Raw genomic sequence first — 20,189 nt, 5'->3', positions numbered from 1 at the left:
CACAAATGTGTGCCCAAGAAAAGCCACTGATTCCAGTTGATTATCCAGGCTTCAATTGTAGGTTATCTTGCTGCAAAACAATCATTAAAATGCCTTTCAAAAGGCGTTTTAGCCACATTAACCCATAACAGAAAAGACATGTACGCAAAGTATGATTTTCGCAAAAAACCGTCTTCGAAAGAAGACGAAGACGAACAGCCGTTGTATCCCCGCATCGTATCGAACGGAACCATCGACTTTCAACAAATTGTAAAAGAGATCGCTCAAGCTTCCAGCTTTACGCCGGCAGATATTGAAGGAGTTCAGCTGGCTATTGAAAATAAAATATCCGAATATTTAGTCAGCGGACATCACGTCCAGTTGGGGAACCTAGGATATTTTTCAGCCAAGCTGAAAGCACGTCCGGTGATGGATGCCAAAGAGATACATGCACAGTCCATTTATTTCGATAATGTAAATTTTCGTCCATCATCTTCTTTCCGAAAGAAGGTTCGCGGATTTGTAGAAAAAGCGAAGTCGGGATTTGCACATTCCGCCGAAGTTCCGGTGGAAGAGCGTCGGCGCAGGTTGGAGAGGTTTCTGGATGAACGACCGATGATACGACGCAAAGAGTATACGCAACTGACGGGACTACTAAAGAACAAAGCGCTGAATGAATTGAACGGTTGGGTAAAGGAAGGAGTACTTGACACCATTGGAAGCGGCAGTCATAAAATTTATGTGCGGGTTAATACCATGAAAGATTAAACAGTAAAAACAGTGGAATAAGAATGATAGATACCCATATTTCATGAAGAAAGTATGATGGATACAAAATTTCAGAGACATCTATCATTCTTATTCATCAGATTATAACTATATTAGCAAAAAGAATGAGAGTTGTGATAGTTATTTTCTACTCTAAGAACAATCAGTTAATAACAAAACAATGAAAGATAAAACACAAAAAAGCTTCAGGGAAATAGCCCGGACATTACTTCTTGTTTTCTGTTATGCCTTTGGTAGTCATGCTTTTGCATTGGCTTTAGAGCACGAACAAACAGTAGAAATTTATAAAGTAACAGATGTCCCCAATCCGCGTAATGAAAGCTCTTCCAATTGGGTTAGCAATCCGAATCAGATATTGGATGAAAGTTATGTGTGGGAGATAAATAATATGTTGTCACAGTTAGAAGACTCATTGAGTATTGAAGTGGCGGTTGTTGCGCTCTCTTCTATTGGAGAAGATATTCCGGCAGAGTTTGCCCACAAGCTTTTTGAGCACTGGGGCATCGGAAAGAAAGCGGACGACAACGGATTACTGATTCTTTTAGTACTCGATCAACGTAAAGTCACTTTCGCAACCGGATACGGTTTAGAAGGAGTACTTCCCGACGCTTTATGCTTTCGCATTCAACAGAATAAAATGGTTCCGTGGTTTAGAAAAAACGACTTTGACAGAGGAATGACAGAGGGAGTCCGGGCTGTAACATTGGTGCTCTATGGAAGCGACTATGAACCAGTTTCTCAAGGCATTTCTGATAATTACTGGAAAAGTGCCGGCAATACGTTGTGGAATTTTCTGGCAAATCAGTCGCCTATGCTTTGGATATTCTTGATACTGGTAAATGTTCTCACTTATCGCATGAAGGTAAATAAAGCTCGCCCCAAAGACGGTTCAGCATTAGCAGCAATCAAAGTCCTGACACTTTACAGCCCACTTGGATGTCTTGTGTTGTTTTTTCCGGTCTGGCCTGCACTTATTGCGGCATCCTTATGGTATAAGTTCTACCAAAAACAACGTGTTATTTTGCAGAGTAAGACCTGCGACTCTTGCAAAGCTGTGGCTTTACAACTTTTATCCAATGAGCTTGCAACCCCTTTATTATCTGCTTCCGAGCAAATGGAACACAAACTAGGTTCTGCCATCCACCGTATTTATCAATGTACTTCCTGCGGCTGGATATTGCGGTATAAATCTGTCGTCGGAAGCGAATATAAGATGTGTAATCAATGCCATACCATTGCTTCCAAGCGTATCAGTCCGTGGAAAACAGTTAAAGAAGCCACATATTCCGATGCCGGATTGGAGGTTGCCGACTATCTTTGCTTAATGTGCGGAGATAAAAAGCAGACAACACAGAAGATTCCCCGCAAGACACCCCCAAATAGTGACAGTCCTAGTAATAGTCACAGTAGTAGCAGCAGTAGTAGTAGTAGCGGCAGCAGTAGTAGTAGCGGCAGCAGTAGCAGTAGCGGCAGTTTTGGTGGTGGACGTAGCGGTGGCGGTGGAGCGTCAAGTAGTTTTTAAGATCGGCTATTCATTTGAAGAAGTCGACTAACCAAACAAAGACGTGGAAACACATCTCACCTGAATATTTTCATAGAAAGATGGTTATCCACTCCTTTATTCTAACTATTTTTGCATAGATAACCGAACATAAAAAAGTGAAATGAATATCGAAGAATTTAGAGAATATTGCCTGTCTTTTAAGGGAGTCCATGAGAAGATGCCGTTTCCCAATGTGCCCGACAAATATAGCCGTGACGTTCTATGCTTTTATGTAGCGGACAAATGGTTCTGTTTCGTTAACATTGAGATTTTCGATTTTTGTTGTATCAAATGCAACCCTGACGAATCCGGAGAACTGCAAACTGAATATACCGGCATAAGGCCAGGATGGCACATGAACAAGAAATATTGGATCAGTGTCTATTTCAACCAAGATGTACCTGATGAGAAAATCAAAGAGCTTGTAAGCAACTCCTACGATATTGTAGTCAAAAGTTTGACAAAGAAAGAACGGGAAATGCTATAAATAAAGGAAGGATTCAAGAACCTCCCAAACGTAAATCCTGTACTCTGTTGTCTTTCCAAAAAACAGTGAAATTATAATTTACACCACTATTCCTGTAAAACACAATCTCCCAACTGTCACTATATAGTACAGCCGGCACGATCGTATAGGGATAAAAATCATCCTGCCAGGATCCGTATATTTTTTCTTTATGTTTCTGCTGGCTTTTGCTGGACAGCATGCTATCTAGTTGTTCTGCCATAGGTACCCAGTTCTGCAATAGCACCTGTAATTCCAATAATTGCCTGGAGAACGGAGCAGAAGCGTCCCCTTCTATCAAAACAAGAGTTTCTACCGAGTAAAAAGGCAACTGCACTGCACCACTCCAAAGGTAACATTTATCTCGCCACCAATCACAAACCTTACAGGTAAAGATGCCCAAACCTTCCACTTTATACTCTCTCTTAGTTCCAAACAACTCGTTTATCAGTGTCTTGAATACTTTCATTACTTTTCCCATCGTTTTCTTTTTTTTAGTATGCACTAACAATGTTACTATGATTTCTGGAATCTTACCGCTTGCTATGTGGGTGTGTTTGTGTGCATATTGTTCAATTTTAAGCTTTTATTCTTCGTAATAAGTAAAAATACGCTCGACATAAGGTTTTAATATACGACCGAGCCCCGTGCCAAAATCAACATAATCTTTGAAATTCTTTGTTTCAATCCAGTTGCCATTCGCATCACAGCCGTAGTCTTGGAAGTCTTTGTAGAGTATTTCAAATCCTGGCCGCTCGTCAATCGGTCGTCCTTGTTCATCGTATTTCTCTTGCACGATACTATTACGAACAACGGTTTTCAGTTTACCGTTCGGATAATATTCACGTTTACACCAGGACTCTAACTCTTTATTACCTTCATCGTCAATCCTATATTTTTTCACAACGCGGTTACTGTCACTGTATTCATAGATGAAATGCGTTTCCGGCCTATCACGACTCAACAAATCATACACTTGGGTCTGCGCCAACAAGCCATTTGTATCATACTCATAGACTGTTTTTCCCGATAATTCCCCTATATTATAATATTCCCTCTTCTCTACCAACAAATCATGTTCGTTATAATCATATTCGGTCATAGCCGGTTTGTCAATCGTGCCGTCAATCTGTTTGGTTCGGATAAGATTTCCCCTGTCGTCATAAGTATTTATCTCCCCATGGGAATCACTATACACAATTTCCAGTAGTTTCCCGTCAGTATTATACTTACTGACAATCGTACTGTTAGTTTTCGGAAAGCTAAGTGTAGATGTATATCCCCAAGTCTCATAGGTATAATCGGTCTTTCGGATAATATTTTCTTGTTTGTCGTACTCGTTGCATTGAGCAAGATTGCCGTCGATATTGAAATGAAAATGGTAGTGATGTATTCCGTCCTCTTCCCATTTCTCGCCTTTTTTGAATTTCACCGAGAAGAAAGACGATGTATTTTCCGGACGATAATAATAGATATCCAACGTTTTGACTTTTCCGTTCAACCCCATCCTGCTTTTGTCGTTATTGACAGAATCTATTGTCGGGGGAATGTATTTCAAAGGAGATTGTTGGCAACCTGCAAATATCGATATAATCAAACTTCCTAAAATAACAAGAACTACAACGGCTTTATTTTTCATGTTTTCTTTGTGTGTTACAATGTTTCGACGCAAAGATAACAAGAACTTGCGTAATAATGGCAGGATAAGGGTGAAATTTGATAAGTGGTTGGTACATATACCATTTTTGTGTTACCTCACCATATTGTTAATTTCGGCAGAAGGAGCCGTATATGGTGGGTATTAGAGAAAGAAATGCTACCTATCCGTTGCCTTTTTATGGAAGGGAAAGTTGGTAGAAACAGCATCTTTAATCTCTTGCACATACCCTACAACAGCCACAAAGAACGCTTGTTTTTTCTATCATTGCACTGAAAAAGGTAATCATTTTTTCTCGTTGGAAGAAAAATACGGGAATGAGATTAATTGTCAAGTACTTGTTGCCTTGTTCCGCTATGTTCTACATGCCGTTCATTAACTCTGTAAAATTTATTTTTGCAACCAAAGAAATGAGTTATGAATCAGGCAGATGTAAAGGTGTCGTTCTACCTCAAAAAGAGCGAAGCAGATGCCAAAGGGAACTGCCCCGTAATGGCAAGGTTGAATGTCGGCAAGTATTCAGAAGCGGCATTCAGCGTTAAGATGTCTGTGCCACATACAATGTGGCACTCAGGTCGTGCTACGGGCAAGAGTGTCGCAGCACGCGAAATCAACCGTCAGTTAGACGAGATCAGAGCCTCGGCTCTACATATCTATCAAGAACAATCGGCAATACGAGAAGGAGTAAGTGCCGAAGATGTCAAGTGCCTGCTTTTGGGTATGGCTTCGAGGCAGCAGACCTTGATGAGTTATTTCCGCGCCTTTATCAAGAACTTCGAGAAACGTGTAGGTGTGAATCGTGTCGCAGGTTCTCTTCGTGCTTACAAGTATGCCTATATGCATGTAGAGAAATTCCTCAATGAGAAATACAAACTGACAGATATTCCCTTTACGGCACTCGATCGTTCGTTTATTGAGAAATATGATCTTCACTTACGAACAGACTGCCATTTGGCTCTTGGTACGATAGTCCATCTTACAACCTCTTTTAGAACCATTATCAATGAAGCCGTAGCAGATGGTATTCTTACTTTCAATCCATTCTGGGGTTACGAGCCTGAACGCCCACAGCGTGAACAGAAGTATCTCACGGCAGAGGAATTAGAGTTGATTATGACAACACCATTGCATAATGCAAGACTTTACATCGTCAGAGATTTATTCTTGTTCTCCTGCTACACCGGAATATCTTATGGAGATATGTGTATGTTGACCAAAGAAGATTTGGTAACGGATGAAAACGGCACGCTCTGGATACGGACCTCCCGTAAAAAGACCAAGGTCGAGTATGAGGTTCCGCTCCTTGAGGTTCCCTTACATATACTTAATAAGTATCGTGATGTAGAGCCCAATGGAAAGCTGTTGCCTATGTACAGCAATTCAGACGTAAATCTTTCCCTAAAAAAGATTGCCGCAATATGCGGTATCAACCGTAGAATCGTCTTTCATGCGGCCAGACATACATACGCTACAGAGATTACTCTCTCGCATGGTGTACCATTGGAAACGGTCAGCAAGATGCTGGGACATACACGGGTGGATACCACTCAGATTTATGCCAAAGTAACCGATGAAAAGATTGATGCTGACACTAAAAGGCTCGACAGCAAGATTAGTGAACGCTTTACAATCGCCATTTGAAACCATTAAAGCGACTAAATATGAGAACAGACAAGAATACAGAGAATCAGAACACGAAGCGTCGCAGTACCTTCGCCATATTGTTCTACATCAACCGCACGAAAGTACGCAAGGATGGTATGTGCCAACTATTGTGTAAAGTTAGCATTGATGCTGAATGGGAACAAATCGGTACGAAAGTATCGGTGAATCCTTCTATCTGGAATCCCGATAAGGGTCGTGCCGATGGTCGTAGCGAAAATGCCGTAACGGTAAACAGAGCCATTGACGAACTTACCAAGGGGATAACCGAACACTATAATCATATCAAGAAGAGTTTAGGCTTTGTTACCGCAGAACTTGTCAAGAACGCAGTCAAGGGTATCGGCCAAAAGCCTGTAACATTGCTTGCCCTCTTCCGTGAACATAACGAGGAGTTCAAGAAGCGTGTTGGCGTGGATAGAATCAAGGAGACCTACGATTGTTATCAACGCTCATACAAGCACCTTGCAGCGTTTATTCAGGAGAAACGAGGTGTGGAAGATGTCACATTGCGAAGCCTTGACAAGGTGTTCTATGACGACTTTGAGATATTCCTGCAAAGCGATTGTCGTCTAAGTCCCAAGACGGTACACGAACATTTGTATAGACTGAAAAAGATGACAATGCGAGCCGTCAGTCAAGGCACTTTGCGTAGAGATCCTTACTGTCGACTACATCCACCGTTGCCTAAGCGCAAGAGCCGACATATGAAGTTGGAGGATCTTAAAACCTTGATGTCAACGCCTGTAGATAAGCCTCAATTGCAACGGGTACGCGATTGGTTTATCTTCTCGACTTTTACAGGATTGGCATACGCTGATTTAAGACGGTTATCCGTGAACGATATAACACAGGCAGAAGATGGCAGCTGGTGGATACACATCAAGCGTAAGAAGACTGACACACTATCATCTATTCGTCTGTTGGATATACCACTTCGGATTATCGAAAAGTACAAGCATGAGCGGCAAAGTGATAAGGTATTCAATACCTGGGATCGAAACTATATGTCAATGCTAATGCAGGAGTTGAGTGAGGTGTATGGCTTTCATATTACCTACCACAAAGCTCGTCATAATTTCGGAACGCATATTACTTTATCGCTGGGTGTACCTATTGAGACGGTAAGTAAGATGATGGGACATACCTCCATCACCACCACACAGATTTATGCCCATGTTACGGATAAGAAGGTTGATGAGGATATGAAACGCTTGCGTGAGGTTACAGCAGACAAGAAGATAGAACTCGCAGATGAGGGTCTGAAGTTTGAGAGATGTATCAAATGGAAGCGGACAACAGTATAAAAACAATAGCAACGGCCTCAAATCGGGGTCGTTGCTATTGTTTAGGGTCATACCCATCGCTGTTCCTCTACGCAGCGTTTATGGGAATCATTGAGAATCTTTTCAATCTCAGACTCCTTGTAAAGAGCTTTGCCCTGAACAAGGTAGTAAGGTATTGCACCTGCCGAGCGATACTCCTGCAATGTGCGGCGGCTCACTCTGAGTATCTTGGAGAGTTCCTCATCAGTCAGAAACCTCTCATTGTTCAATGTAGGTTGTACCAGAGTCTCCGTCTTTTGAAGAATTTTGTTTACTCGTCTCAAACGCTCAAGTATCTCCGCGATATGCGGGTCAGTCTTGTCTATAAAAAAGCTGCTCATGGTCTTTTCTTTTTAATGGGGTGATAAGTGCTGTCAATGAATCTCTGAATATCCTCGGGTTTGTAGAATATCTTGTGCTTTATGCGTGCAAACGGTATCAAGCCCTTCTCTCGGTACACTTGCAGTGTTCGTTTCGAGATGCGGAGTATCTGACACACATCCTGGTTATCCATCCAGTTCTTTAGGCCAAGATCCTGATTAGGTCGGCATAGTCTGTTCACTCTATCCTCAAACTCGTTGAAGTGGCTGCATATCTCATCAAATGCCTTCTTATCTATACATACGATTTCCATATTCCATACTTGTTTTGAGGTTAGACATTGGGATTATTTCTCATGCTTGCCGGAAGTGGCAAGCCCTTCTGCTCGAAGAAGTCCTTGACCTCGGAAGCCTTGTAGTATGTGCGTCCGTCAATCATATAGTAGCGGATAAGTTTCTTCTGGCGGTAGCGAGCAAGGGTACGGTGAGTCACGCCAAGCAGTTTGCTCAGGTCGTAGTTATCCAGCAGGGTATCGCCATCGAGACACTCCTTCATCTTGTTCTGTCGCTCCAGCATCTTCTCAATCTTATCGAAGCGTTCCATCAGTTTGTAGAACATCGCATGGGCGGTTTCATTATTTATCTGTAACATCGTATAATCTGTTTAAGTGTAAATAATCGGGTTACTACACCGTGTTGCGCAACAGGTTATACTATCTAAAGGGCATTTGGCGTGCCAACGACATGAAATGACATAAAAAGACACCGATACAGCATTGTGTATCAGTGAAATAAAAATTTTCAGCGTAAAAATCGGGGCTTTTTAAAGTATTGCAAAATGCAAGACTTTTTCGCAATCTGCTATTGCAAAATGCAAGAGTTGCGATAGATGATGCGTGTTATTCCGTTAGGGAAGGTTGTGGTCTTATGAACATTCCAACGGCTCGGAGTAAGGTCATCGAATACGGGTGTACCTTTGCCGAGAATAAGTGGCAGAGTATAGACGACCATCTCATCAATAAGGTTGTAGCGTGATAGTCCACGCATAAACTCTATGCTCTGCGTGTCGGATATTTCAGCGATGTAGATGTCGGATCTGTTCTTGTCGGAGTCTCTTTCAGCAAGCAGGTCAAGCAACGGATAGTTTGGTACAAGACGGTAGATGCTACGCTCGTGCCAATAAGGAAAACCCTTTGAGTCGTTCAACACCCACTGCATCAGGTTCTCGTCAGCTTTCGGAAGAAAGCCGTCCATTGTCACTGCTGTTATGATCTGAATCTTTGCCATATCGTTACCTCCGTTCAAAAAAGAAGCGTGGTCATCACGCATCTAAACAGAGGCTCTGGCAAGCCCAAAGTGATACACGCGATGCCACGCTATGCATACGCATAGCATAAGCATTACGCAATTCATCACTTTAACTTCCACTGCCAGATTTCTGTTTAGGATTCTTGCGAACTTATGTTATGTAAACGGACAGAGACCATTAATGTTCTGTCACGATATTTCAATTTTACGGCTCAAAGATACAACTTTTTGCCGATACGCGGTTCATATTACCCCCACAATCATCATTTTATGCCGTACTTTTTCATCTTACGGTATAGTGTAGATGAGTCTACATTGAGCATTTGAGCCGCTTTTGTCTTAACACCACCACACGACTGCAAGGCTCTGATGATGCTCTGTTTCTCCAGTTCCTCGTCCTTTAACGGAAGCAGTGGAGCCTCCGAAGCATCTGTTTGTATTGCAGGAGTAATGTTCAAATCCGCATAGTCAATGAGCGTATCTTTGGCCATCAATACCGCTCGTCTAATCTTGTTCTGCAACTCCCTGATGTTACCTGACCAGGAGTGTGAGAGCAACAACCGTTCCGCTTCAGCCGTGAAGCCCGTTCTTTTCCTATGAAGCTCCGCCGAATATTTCTCGCGGAAGAAGTTGGCAAGCGGGAGTATATCTTCGGGACATTCACATAGTGATGGTTGGTGTATCTCAAACTCACCTAAACGGTGATACAGATCCTCACGGAAACGACCGTCAGCAATAGCCTTCTCCATATTCTCGTTGGTGGCGGCAACGATACGCACATCTGCCACACGCTCCCTGCTTGAGCCGACAGGCATGAATGTCCCCTCCTGCAATACACGAAGCAATGAGGATTGCATTTCAAATGGCAAAGTGCCTATCTCATCAAGGAATAGCGTACCACCTTTGGCGGCATCGAAGTAACCTCCCTTATCAGTGTCTGCACCCGTAAATGCTCCTTTCGTATGTCCGAAGAACATCGAGGCGGCAAGTTCACGAGGTATCGCTCCGCAGTTCACCGCCACGAAAGGCATATCCTTACGGGTGCTGTGGAAGTGAATGCTTCGGGCGATGGACTCTTTACCCGTACCATTGGCTCCGAGTATCAATACCGTTATGTCCGATGAGGCAACGATTTCGGCAAGATGCTCCGCCTCCCTTGCCTTTGGACTTATACGCTTGAATAGTTCCTTCTCCTTGCTGCGCATCGTTGCTATGGGCTTCAGCAGTTCCTTGACCATCTCCACCAGCTGCTCGTGATATACAGGCTTGGAAAGATAATCTTTTGCACCTATCTTGATAGCCTTGACAGCATCGGTAATGGAGGTATATTCGGTCATTATCACAAATGGAATATCCATCTTCTCCTTGCCAATCCATTCAAGGAGGTGTATGCCGTCGCCTTGTGGCAGACGCACATCTGAAAGTATCAGGTCGAACTGTTCCTTGCGTAGCAGTTTGTGGGCAAAGGGCTCATTCATAGCCGTAGCTACTGAATATCCTTCACGCTCCAGCCAGTCTTTCTGTATATGCGAGAGGGCTATATTATCCTCTACTATCAGTATCCGTTTCTTCATCGGCTATTCTCTCTATCTCTTTACGGGCATCCTCCATTAGACGCTCTATGTGGGTTATAATCTGTCCTGTATGTACCAATAATGCCTGAATATCATTATCCTGTTCCTTCAATGCCTTGCGGTATGCAAGGAGTGTGTTCTCCATTGAGAGCATCTCCCACATCGGCATCATACGATGTACGACATTACGCATGGACTCCACCTTCTCTGTTGTCATCGCAATCTTCAAATCCGTCATATCCTTCTCACAGCTCTCCAGCAGTAATCTCAATACCTTCCTTTTGTCTGTAACCTCAGCAAGCAGTCCGGAGAAATCAGCACTTTCGTTCTGTTCCCTCTCCTTGACTACGGAGGCGAGGTGTTGCAGCAGGTCTACCATGGAGAACGGCTTGAAGATACAGCCGTCAAAGCCAGCATCCAGCAGAGCCTGTCTGTCGCCATCCTCTCTGGCGGTCATCGCCACCACCGGTACGGTTCGGGAATTGCCTATGCGTGATTTACGCAACAATTCCAAGACTCTGTAACCATTGGTGTCGGGCATCTGAATGTCGGTCAGCACAAGGTCGTAGTCCTTATTTCTAATCTCCTCAAAGAGTTCTTTGGCATTGATGCAGGTCTTGCACGAGACACCGTTACGCTCCAGCATCTCCTTGATTACCTCCAACTGCAAGGTATCATCGTCAATGGTGATTACGCTGCCAGGCAGGTGATGCGAGATATCATCCATTACCGTTTCCTCTTCCACACTCTCATCGGTTACAGGCAGAGGCAATTTAACAATGAAGATCGTTCCTGCACCTTGCTTGCTCTCCACCTCAATCGTTCCACCAAGCAGAGTGACAAGACCTTTGGTGATAGGCAGACCAAGACCGTAGCCATCGGCATTATTCTCATTTGTAGCACGCTCGAATGGTACATATATGCGTTTCATCATATCTTCGGAGATGCCGACTCCCGTATCGCTTACCTTCATTGTCAGCCAGCCATTCTCATACGAAGCCTTGAAACATACATTTCCCTCGGATGTGAATTTGACAGCATTGGTGATGAGATTGTTGATGATACGCTCTATCTTGTCCTTATCACCCTTTACCGTGACATTTGTATTTGTGTTGCGATGCTTGAATTGCAGTCCCTTCTCCTTTATCAGGTGTGATACGCTGTCGGCTATTCTCTCCAACGACTCGGACAGGTGGAACGGAACGGGATTCGGAGTCTCCTTGGCTTCATCCAGACGATAGACATCAAGGAGGTTATTTACAAGGTGCAGGACATGCTTGCATAGAATGGTAATGTTCCTGAGCTTGTGGTTGCGTCTCTTCTTGTCCCTCATATCCATAGCCAGCTCTGCGTTACCGCTGATACCGTTGAGCGGGCCACGGATATCGTGCGATATGGTCATGATGATCTTGTTACGCATTTCAAGCAACTCGGCATTTTTGCAGTTGCTTGCCTCCAATTTGCGGCGACCACGCTCTTTACGCCCGTAGTCACGCATAATTACGATGTATGAGAGCAGCAGAGCAAGGAAGATGAAGGCTGTTATACCTCCCAACCATACTTTTGTCCGTTCACGGGTCTCAATGATCTGTTGCTCACGCTCTTGCAGGTCTGTCGTGACACGCTCATCCATTGCAGCAATTAGACTCTTCAGACGTTGGTTGATGTTGAGATTACGCTGTGCCAGACTATCTGCCGTTTCGGATAGTTGCCTGCTCTGCTCGGACTGTTTCCTGATGACATCACGATTGAGGGTGTAGAGTTTCGTGGAAGTTGTGGATTGAGGCGGAGTCTTCTCCTTTTTCTTGAAGAGTCCCAAGAAACCACCTTTCTTCTTCGGGGGCTCCTGCGTACTCTCATAAGCGATGACGGGGACACGCTCGGCAAGTTCTTCGCCAAGTTCAACCTGTTTTTCAAAGAGTTGGAAGATATTGAATAGTTGGATTTCCTTCTCTGCCATCAGATGCCGCAGACTATCTATTCGTTCTCCCGAATAGTAGTTCTTGAACTCGCAGAGAATGCTGTCGACCTCCATGCGTTTGGCACGGTAGAGTGCGGTGTCTGCCTCCTCCCATTCGAGGATCGTCTCACCGAACATCGTGAGGTCGAGCATATGCACGTATGCTTCATGTACATTTTGTCGGAGTCGGTGAATCTCTTTCACTTCACGCTCCAATCTGTTCATCTGTCGCCACTCGTGCAGGTACGTATATACGATACCACCAATTAGGGCGACAATAATAGTATAGCCAATGGCTATCTTCCTTTCTATTTTCATTGCGTCCTATATTTAAGTCGGGTTAGTCCGATCTGTTTATCATATATGCCTTGGCCACAAAATTACTAATAAAGCAAAAAATTAAGGCGACTTTATCATTTCTTAATAGCTGTTCAAGGCTGTGACATAATATAAAACGCTAAAAATGTTGGCTATATTGTTATAAAAGTGGGCGATAGCATAAAAAAAGCCATCATATTTGTGTGAATATGACAGCTACTATTGATTATACCATTATCGGATTGACCTTCATCGTACTGAGGTTAAGATAGAGTCCGTGATGCTCTATCATACCATGTCGGAACATCTTCCAGAGGATATTGCAGCCAAGCTGTGCCAATGTGGAGTTGATGAACAAGTCCTGCTTCTCCAATGCCTCGGCAAGTGAACAGCTCGGACCAGAGTCCTCTTCTTTGATTCGGGCATACTTCACAAGTTTGGTAATGACCTTTAATGACGGTACGGTCTGATAAATTTGTGAGGTGGGTTGCTTTATCTTCTTTGGAATACTGCCTAAGACGACCTGTCCCGATGTTTGCGTATTGCCTAAGTCAAGCCAATACAGAGGTGTCTGATAGTTGGTGTAGTTGCACGCAGGCACAGCCTTGAGGATATTCCAAAGGTCTATTCGTGATTTGATGTTATCCGTACAGGTTATGGTTATATTGGCAAGATGTTCCTGTCGAACATCTTTCATATTGGAGGGATAGAATGCCGGCACAGCCTTCCAGTCATTCCCGAAGAAGTTGTTGATGCGTGTTATCAGGCAATTCGCCTTATTCAGCCCCAAGTCGGAATACCCGAAGAGTTGTCGTCCTATGTTGGCTTCAGTTACAATATCGGGATCATATAGTGTTACGAATAGTCCCGGATGTCCGAGGGCACGAAACGTTACATCCAATCGTGCAAGGTTTGTCAATACTTGTGAGCCTGTACCTCCACCACCTATAAGGTTTACCGTTACGGGGTGTTGTGGTACGAGCAGATAACTGTCGGTATAATGTACTCTTTTCATCGTAGTATATCTTTAAGTTTCAAATTCTTTAGAGGCTTTAACTCTTCGAGGTTGAAGGGAGCATCCTTTGCCGCCTTTGTTACGAGAACAAGGTTACTCTTTGTGGGATTTCCGTTACCTCCGAGATGTGAGAACTCCGTGAGCCAGAATTTCTTCTCCCAATACTCAAGTAATTTGTCGTAGGTAATCTCTGTCGGCTTGTCAATCTTTGCCGAGCCGAGACAGACGCTTGAACCCGTGACATTGAAGAACGGAGCAGCGTAGAGTTCCGTTTCGGGCTTCAGCTCCTTGTCTATGTATGCGTAGATATTCATACGCTCATCGCGCACCTCATAGATGACACCGGGCAGGTTGTACTCGGCATTCTCAATATGTAGCGACTCCTTGAAGAACATCATACGCTTTTGTGGCGGGTTGTACCAGATATATTTCTCGTAGCCCTTACGAGTATCACTCCATAGCATATTTGTTGGGATGCGACCATGCGGTGTGCTGCTGTGCCTTTCGGAATACCCCTTTATCAGTTCGTTGATGAAGTCCACCGTTACGGGACGGCCTTCGCTCATGGCTCCCTCATTATCTATGCTCCTTACTTCAAGGAAGTATGTATCTCCTCCATCTGTGGAGTATGCTATCAATGCCGCACGGGGGCGCAGCATTGTATTTATCTGCTTGGTAAGTTTATTGGTATCCATAGTGATTATCGTATGTAGTGAATAAAATCATCTGCCCACTTGAAGAACCTTTCGGGGTAGGTATCTTCAAGTGTAAAAACCTTGTCGGTCTTTGGAGAGACGGCAAAGGTTGATGCAGGAATAATATCGTATGACTCCTGACGGGAGGAATTATAGAAGTCGATAAGGTGTTCCGTCATTATATCATCGCTGTCATAGACAACTCTTATCTGCTGTTCGAGTGTCATCGGCAGATAATCGGGCTCCTCGTCATAGAACGGGTCATAGCCATAGTACATGATGGCTTTATCCGTCTTTATGAACTCAAGTCCTCTTCTCAGCAGTTCGATAAGACCTTGTTCAAAGCCATTCTTACACTCATATTCTTCTATGGCTTTCGGCAGGTTCTTGTAATAGGACTTTCGCCACACCCTGTCGAGGAGTTTATATGCTCTACCATCCTTGTATGATTTCACGAGCTTTTCCCTCGCTCGCCTCTCTTTGGCATCTTCATCCTCATAGCAGCCTTCAGTCAGCATATCCATAGCCCAGTCCATATCATCCTCATCGTTGATAGTGGTTATACCGTTCTCTTTCATAAAATTATGATAGAATGTGATGACAATGCGTCTGAGTGTGGGATTCAGTTCCTCCACGAACTTTACAGGGAAGTAGTACAGTGTGTACTCACCCCAAGTATGTGTGTTCCACACATTGAAGTATAGACAGCCATTGTCATCTTCGAGGTTGAGATACATACCGCTTTTATTTACGAGGTCGTTCATCTCATTGTAGAGATTGACAATACCTTCACCGATAGTTCTGCCTGGCGTATGCTCCGCCTTTACATTCATCAATTCGGCATAGCGGAAATAAGAATCACGCAGGTATTCGTAATTCTCCTGCGTGATTAGGTTATAACTGTTTCCACAATAGCTCTCCCTCATAATAGTCTGTGGTGCTATGGGAAGAATAGGTGTCTTTAGAAAAGAATTACGGCACCCGTTGGCGCCGTAACTCTCTCTACTCTTGTCACACCGTATCGTACCTCCCGCTTGGTCGATGCGATTATCATCCTTGCGAGCTGTTCCGACTGATGTTCGTCCAATGGTCTGCATGACTTCTTCTTTTTAGTGTCCTTACTCATAGTTATCATCCTTTTGTTCCGATGGTTGTCTTGAACTCGTACACAGCCTTGTCATCCTTGATGGTCGGGCCGTGTACGGTTGCGGTGGTCAGTTCCGGATAGATGTTCGAGTAGAAGCTCATCACACTCTCCGGAGAGTCGTTCGGATTGGGATCAGGAAGTGTAATCATCTCTGTACCTTTCTTAAAGGTGAATGATCGCTGCATTTCGTTTCTTAAAAGTGCCATAGTCTTAAACTGTTTGGGCGTATGCCTGTGAATAATGATTTTCTAACATTGACTGAGGGAAGTCGGGATATTCCTCATAATCCTCGGGGCGGTATGCAGGGCCTTCGTGCATATATGCCTGCTGTAACTCTTCAGGCATAGGAGGCTCTTCATGATGTGGGAACATCGGAATCTCACCCTGCGGATAGTGAGGATGCTGCTGTCCTACATTTTGAGGAGGATAACCGCCTTGTGGCACGGTGAACATAGGCTGCCCGCCATACTGAGGCTGTGGAGGTTGCTGAACAGGTCGCTGTATCGGCTGCTGCACGGGACGCATTACCGTCTGTTGTGGCTGTGGCGGCATCTGTCGTGGTGCTGCCTGCGGCTGTATAGTCTGCTGTGCAGATTGCGGTGCCACATTCTGCGGTTGTGCCACTTGTGGAGCAGGTGCAGGAGTCTCTTCCATCATCTCGAAGAGCGAGCCTTGGTTCATCGCCTTCTTCTGTGCGGCAATCTTCTCATCTACCTCCTTCTGCTTGTCGGCAGTGGCATACATACGAGCCTGCTGAAGTGCGGTGATGGCATCCTTATGATTCTTGGCAGTGATCAGCTCCTCTGCCTTCTTCATATGCTTCTCGTACTTCTCACGCTTCTCCTTCTCCTCTTTGGTCTCCTTAGCCTTGGCATCCTTTGCCGCCTTGCTGTTGGCAGCGGCCTTGTCTGCCTGCTTCTCGAACTCCATCAAATTGGAGATAAGTCCCGTAGCCTTGCGTATAGGCTGCATGATGTGTTGCAGGAACTCTGCATCCATCTCTTCGGGAGTACCAGTTAGTGTCAGCGGAATGATGTGGTTTGCAGCCTCATCTTTCAGCCCATTAGCCTTCGGCAGTGTTGATACAGTAAGTTGTCCGTTCGCTTTGCGGATGACCAGAGTCAGATCTACGCTCTCGGTCATCATCTGTGAAATTGATGTGAAAAACATAACTTTATGATTTAATGTTAATACTGATTGATTTTCTTGTGATGTTCACTGGTTGAAGAACTCTGCAAGCAGTCTGTTACGGTCAGGGTGCTTGCTTATCTCCAGAATGGGATTGAGCAGCTCCGATATATGTACCGGACCTCGTGAGCCTCTTGGCGGCAACTTGATTTCAGGTTCAGTGACCGTTACTCTTCTTCTACGTACCACAGGCATCTGCATCGGTGCCATCGGTACACTTGCGATGATTGCTTGATTCATAGCTTTATCTTTTATTATATGGTTAATACTCGGACTTTGGCAGTCCGTTGAACTACGAGGGCGTTAAGGCTAATGCTTCCGGTAAGGCAAGGTTTTCGGGGAAAATACCGCAGCACGGCGAGGATGATTTTCTCCGAAACCACCTGTGGCCCGACCTTGCTGTCCGATAAGAAGCATTGGCCAACTTTGCCCTGTAGTTCATCGGCTTGCCAATGGCTGGTATTTTCTCTATCCCTTTCTTCATTCATATCCTCATTCTTGAATCGTCCACCTACAAAAAGAGCCGTCCGAGAAGGACAGCTCCCATAACCCATATCGCAATATATCTGCTTATATGTTGTATGTCGATGACAAGACCTTTTCATTGCTTTAAGAGTTAGAAGACCAAGAAACTGAGTATGGCAAAGAGGATTAATGCTGCCATTACGATGCAGGCAATCTTGTATATGAATCGGAAGAAGCCAGGGAAACATACGATGGCTACCGCAGCCCATACGGGTGATACACCTCGTGTATAGAGATAGCTGAAACCTAATGCTGCTACTACGGCTAAGAGTATCATACCTATCCACTTCATTCTCTTTCTTACGGTCGGGTCATTTGTTTTCATATCCTATATTATTTAGTGGGAACAGTCGTTCCCGATTTCGTGGGCTTGGATGTGAATCGCCTCCACCTGCAAGGTTTTCGGGAAAAATACCGCAGCCGTGCGAGGATGATTTTTGCCGAAACCGCCAGCGGCACGACCTTGCGGGGTGGAATGAGGGCGGTTCACTACCTTTGCCTACGAATCGGGATGACTGACATCATCTTTTCTTACCTCTCTTCTTGTCGGGAAATGCCAGCGTTACATTGAACTCATCGTCAAAGGCTACGGCGGCATCGAAGGAGTTGCCTTTCTTTCCCTTGAATCCCTTGATCAGCTTGGTTGTTCCCGATGAGAGCAACTGCTCTAGATGCTGCTCGTTAAGCTCCTTGTTCAGTACCTTGCGGAATACAAGCAGACCGCAATCCGGATTGTCGCACTTGGCGACCTTCGGGCGTATCATCACTTTGCCTGTACCGCATTTGGGGCAAGGGAGGGTACGCTGTTTGGGTGCAGGGAATTTCAGTCCTAGTACCTCGCGTGTTACCTGCGAGGTAAAACTCTCGATGGAGTGCATAAAGGAGCGTGTCTCCAAAGTATGCTGCTCTATTTGAAGGAGCGTCTTCTCCCAACTGCCTGTCAGTTCCACATTGGCAACCTGCATATCCTTGACTGCCTCGTAGATATAGAGTCCCTTCTCAGTAGGTACAAGCGCTTTGCCTGAACGCTCGATGTAGTCGCGCTTGAAGAGTGTCGTGATGATGGCGGCTCGTGTGGCAGGTGTTCCGATACCCAGTTCCTTCATTGCCTCCTTAGCCTTCTCATCGGTGATGTTCCTGCCGCAAGTCTCCATAGCGGCAAGGAGTGTCGCTTCAGTGTATAAAGGTTTCGGCATAGTCTTACGCTGTGCTGTGCCATAGCCCGTAACGGGTATCTGCTCACCCTCGGCGAAGCGTGCCGTACCCTTGTTGGCTTCAGTCTCGTCCTTCTCGGCATCCTCCTTACGGGCAAAGACTGCACGCCAGCCCGGATTGACGATGGTGGTAGAGCGTGAACGGAACTTCATATCCTCGGCAGTCGCCTCCATTACCAATGATTCCTTCTCGCAGCGTGGCGAGAACGCTTCAAGCATACGCCCTGCAATCATCGTATAGACAATCTGCTCGTGGGTGTTCAGTTCCTCAGGCTCTACGCCTGTGATGATGAGTGCGTGGTGATCCGTCACCTTGTCATCATCTACACTACGCATATTCAGATGCTCGAAGTCGAAACGCTTGCCATACTCCTTGAACTCGGGCATAGTGGCAATCTTCCAAAGGGAATCATAGACCTGCTCCATCAAATCGTGCGAGATATATCTGCTACCCGTTCTCGGATATGAGATATACTTCTTCTCATAGAGAGCCTGTGCCACAGAAAGGGTTTTCTCCGCACTCATATCGTGATGCGTGTTGCAGTCCTTCTGCAATGTGGTAAGGTCGTACAGAAGCGGAGCCTGCTGGTAGGTGCGCTTGCGCTCCACCTTCGTGATGAGTGCCGTTGAGTCGGGCGAGAATCGTGCGTGTGCCGCCTCTGCCTGCTCCTTGCTCTTGAAGTCCTCGATATGTGCGAACTGACGGAACTCGCCCAGATGCTCAAGGGTGATGTGCAGTTGCCAATAAGGTGTGGAAACGAAGTCGCGATTCTCCTTGTAGCGACTGCATATCATCGCCAGCGTAGGTGTCTGCACTCGTCCGAGGGAGTTGTTGGGCATACCCGAAGCCAAAGCCAATGCACGGCTGGCATTCATACCCACGAGCCAATCAGCCTTTGCACGACAGTCGGCAGCGTGGTAGAGACTATCGTAAGCCTCGCCATCCTTGAGGTTGCTCATACCTGCACGGATAGCCTCGTCCGTGAGTGAGGAGATCCAAAGACGCTTGAAGGGCTTAGTATATCCGAGATAATGGTAGATGTATCGGAAGATAAGCTCACCCTCACGCCCTGCATCCGTTGCCACGATGATGCTGTCGCACTTGCTGAATACCTCGTCAATAACCTTGAGCTGCTTGGCGGCACCGATGTCCGTTACCATACCTCTGTCGGTCTTGATCTGTCTTACCACAAGCTGGAATGGTTCGGGGAGCATAGGCAAATCCTCATGCGAAGCCTTACCGTATCCGTATGCCGATGGCATGGCGAGGGAAACGAGGTGTCCCAATGCCCAGGTTACAAGATAACCGTTGCCTGCCATGTAACCATCCTTCTTCTCTGTTGCACCGATGACGCGGGCGATGTCCTGACCTACGCTCGGCTTTTCTGCTATAATTGCTATCATAATTATTCGGGAATTAAAGAAGCCGTCTCCCGTCCCGATTACGGTTCGGGAAACGGCTGTC

At 45.3% G+C, this 20,189-nt stretch carries 22 protein-coding genes; 5 read left to right on the top strand and 17 right to left on the bottom strand.

The genetic code is table 11. The annotated features are described in order from the left end of the window. Positions 1-138: 138 nt before the first annotated feature. From N5O98_RS07840 to N5O98_RS07830, 3 genes are all read left to right on the top strand, one after another. A complete protein-coding gene (locus N5O98_RS07840) occupies positions 139-747 on the top strand; it encodes an HU family DNA-binding protein (protein WP_015531390.1) in 609 nt (202 codons plus the stop codon). A gap of 181 nt (positions 748-928) precedes the next feature. After that, a complete protein-coding gene (locus tag N5O98_RS07835; RefSeq protein ID WP_269495587.1) occupies positions 929-2,290 on the top strand; it encodes a TPM domain-containing protein in 1,362 nt (453 codons plus the stop codon). Between the two features lie 142 nt (positions 2,291-2,432). Then, positions 2,433-2,798, top strand: coding sequence for an MmcQ/YjbR family DNA-binding protein (locus N5O98_RS07830; protein WP_009038839.1), 366 nt, complete (start codon positions 2,433-2,435; stop codon positions 2,796-2,798). A 13-nt stretch (positions 2,799-2,811) separates the two neighbouring features. Here N5O98_RS07830 and N5O98_RS07825 read toward each other — a convergent pair whose 3' ends face one another. Beyond that, on the bottom strand, positions 2,812-3,297 hold the full coding sequence (locus N5O98_RS07825; protein ID WP_015531387.1) for a hypothetical protein: 486 nt from the start codon (positions 3,295-3,297) through the stop codon (positions 2,812-2,814). 105 nt (positions 3,298-3,402) lie between these two features. Further along, a complete protein-coding gene (locus N5O98_RS07820; protein ID WP_022199229.1) occupies positions 3,403-4,455 on the bottom strand; it encodes a hypothetical protein in 1,053 nt (350 codons plus the stop codon). Positions 4,456-4,890: 435 nt separating this feature from the next. Here N5O98_RS07820 and N5O98_RS07815 point away from each other — a divergent pair, with 435 nt between their 5' ends. Together N5O98_RS07815 and N5O98_RS07810 are read left to right on the top strand one after the other, a co-directional pair. After that, on the top strand, positions 4,891-6,114 hold the full coding sequence (locus N5O98_RS07815) for a site-specific integrase (protein WP_195664425.1): 1,224 nt from the start codon (positions 4,891-4,893) through the stop codon (positions 6,112-6,114). 20 nt (positions 6,115-6,134) lie between these two features. Beyond that, a complete protein-coding gene (locus N5O98_RS07810) occupies positions 6,135-7,442 on the top strand; it encodes a site-specific integrase (protein ID WP_195664424.1) in 1,308 nt (435 codons plus the stop codon). Between the two features lie 47 nt (positions 7,443-7,489). Here the strand turns inward: N5O98_RS07810 and N5O98_RS07805 are convergent, their stop codons facing one another. The 15 genes from N5O98_RS07805 to N5O98_RS07735 form a co-directional block, all read right to left on the bottom strand. Further along, positions 7,490-7,801 (bottom strand): helix-turn-helix domain-containing protein, encoded by a 312-nt coding sequence (locus N5O98_RS07805; RefSeq protein ID WP_005793988.1) that lies wholly within the window; start codon positions 7,799-7,801, stop codon positions 7,490-7,492. After that, positions 7,798-8,094 carry a helix-turn-helix domain-containing protein gene (locus tag N5O98_RS07800; protein WP_005793990.1) on the bottom strand — a complete coding sequence of 99 codons (297 nt, stop codon included), beginning with the start codon at positions 8,092-8,094 and terminating at the stop codon, positions 7,798-7,800. The genes N5O98_RS07805 and N5O98_RS07800 overlap by 4 nt, the downstream gene beginning before the upstream one ends. 20 nt (positions 8,095-8,114) lie before the next feature. Then, on the bottom strand, positions 8,115-8,432 hold the full coding sequence (locus tag N5O98_RS07795; protein ID WP_057327233.1) for a helix-turn-helix domain-containing protein: 318 nt from the start codon (positions 8,430-8,432) through the stop codon (positions 8,115-8,117). 209 nt (positions 8,433-8,641) lie between these two features. Further along, positions 8,642-9,067: a dihydrofolate reductase family protein gene (locus tag N5O98_RS07790; RefSeq protein WP_057327245.1), complete on the bottom strand. Its 426-nt coding sequence runs from the start codon at positions 9,065-9,067 to the stop codon at positions 8,642-8,644. A gap of 284 nt (positions 9,068-9,351) precedes the next feature. After that, a complete protein-coding gene (locus N5O98_RS07785; protein ID WP_195664423.1) occupies positions 9,352-10,662 on the bottom strand; it encodes a sigma-54-dependent transcriptional regulator in 1,311 nt (436 codons plus the stop codon). Then, positions 10,631-12,940, bottom strand: coding sequence for an ATP-binding protein (locus N5O98_RS07780; RefSeq protein WP_195664422.1), 2,310 nt, complete (start codon positions 12,938-12,940; stop codon positions 10,631-10,633). The genes N5O98_RS07785 and N5O98_RS07780 overlap by 32 nt, the downstream gene beginning before the upstream one ends. 226 nt (positions 12,941-13,166) lie before the next feature. Next, positions 13,167-13,955: a PRTRC system ThiF family protein gene (locus N5O98_RS07775; protein ID WP_195664421.1), complete on the bottom strand. Its 789-nt coding sequence runs from the start codon at positions 13,953-13,955 to the stop codon at positions 13,167-13,169. Continuing rightward, positions 13,952-14,650: a prokaryotic E2 ligase family D protein gene (locus N5O98_RS07770; RefSeq protein ID WP_195664420.1), complete on the bottom strand. Its 699-nt coding sequence runs from the start codon at positions 14,648-14,650 to the stop codon at positions 13,952-13,954. Before N5O98_RS07770 ends, N5O98_RS07775 begins: the two co-directional genes overlap by 4 nt. A 5-nt stretch (positions 14,651-14,655) precedes the next feature. Further along, positions 14,656-15,747 carry a hypothetical protein gene (locus N5O98_RS07765; RefSeq protein WP_195664419.1) on the bottom strand — a complete coding sequence of 364 codons (1,092 nt, stop codon included), beginning with the start codon at positions 15,745-15,747 and terminating at the stop codon, positions 14,656-14,658. 34 nt (positions 15,748-15,781) lie between these two features. After that, the gene (locus tag N5O98_RS07760; RefSeq protein ID WP_025018924.1) at positions 15,782-16,003 is read right to left on the bottom strand and encodes a PRTRC system protein C; all 222 of its coding nucleotides are present in this window, start codon (positions 16,001-16,003) and stop codon (positions 15,782-15,784) included. A gap of 4 nt (positions 16,004-16,007) precedes the next feature. Then, on the bottom strand, positions 16,008-16,967 hold the full coding sequence (locus N5O98_RS07755; protein ID WP_195664418.1) for a PRTRC system protein E: 960 nt from the start codon (positions 16,965-16,967) through the stop codon (positions 16,008-16,010). A 45-nt stretch (positions 16,968-17,012) separates the two neighbouring features. Then, on the bottom strand, positions 17,013-17,225 hold the full coding sequence (locus N5O98_RS07750; protein ID WP_195664417.1) for a hypothetical protein: 213 nt from the start codon (positions 17,223-17,225) through the stop codon (positions 17,013-17,015). A 14-nt stretch (positions 17,226-17,239) separates the two neighbouring features. After that, positions 17,240-17,590, bottom strand: a complete 351-nt coding sequence (locus N5O98_RS07745) for a hypothetical protein (protein WP_195664416.1) — start codon at positions 17,588-17,590, stop codon at positions 17,240-17,242. 11 nt (positions 17,591-17,601) lie between these two features. Continuing rightward, on the bottom strand, positions 17,602-17,835 hold the full coding sequence (locus N5O98_RS07740; protein WP_005794012.1) for a hypothetical protein: 234 nt from the start codon (positions 17,833-17,835) through the stop codon (positions 17,602-17,604). A 196-nt stretch (positions 17,836-18,031) separates the two neighbouring features. Beyond that, on the bottom strand, positions 18,032-20,128 hold the full coding sequence (locus N5O98_RS07735; protein WP_195664415.1) for a type IA DNA topoisomerase: 2,097 nt from the start codon (positions 20,126-20,128) through the stop codon (positions 18,032-18,034). Positions 20,129-20,189 lie beyond the last annotated feature (61 nt).

Source organism: Bacteroides sp. LFL-34, from assembly GCF_027257075.1.
GTDB classification, from domain to species: domain Bacteria; phylum Bacteroidota; class Bacteroidia; order Bacteroidales; family Bacteroidaceae; genus Bacteroides; species Bacteroides ovatus.
The sequence above is the reverse complement of the archived record's forward strand: the minus strand, read 5'-3'. Positions and strand labels throughout refer to the sequence as shown.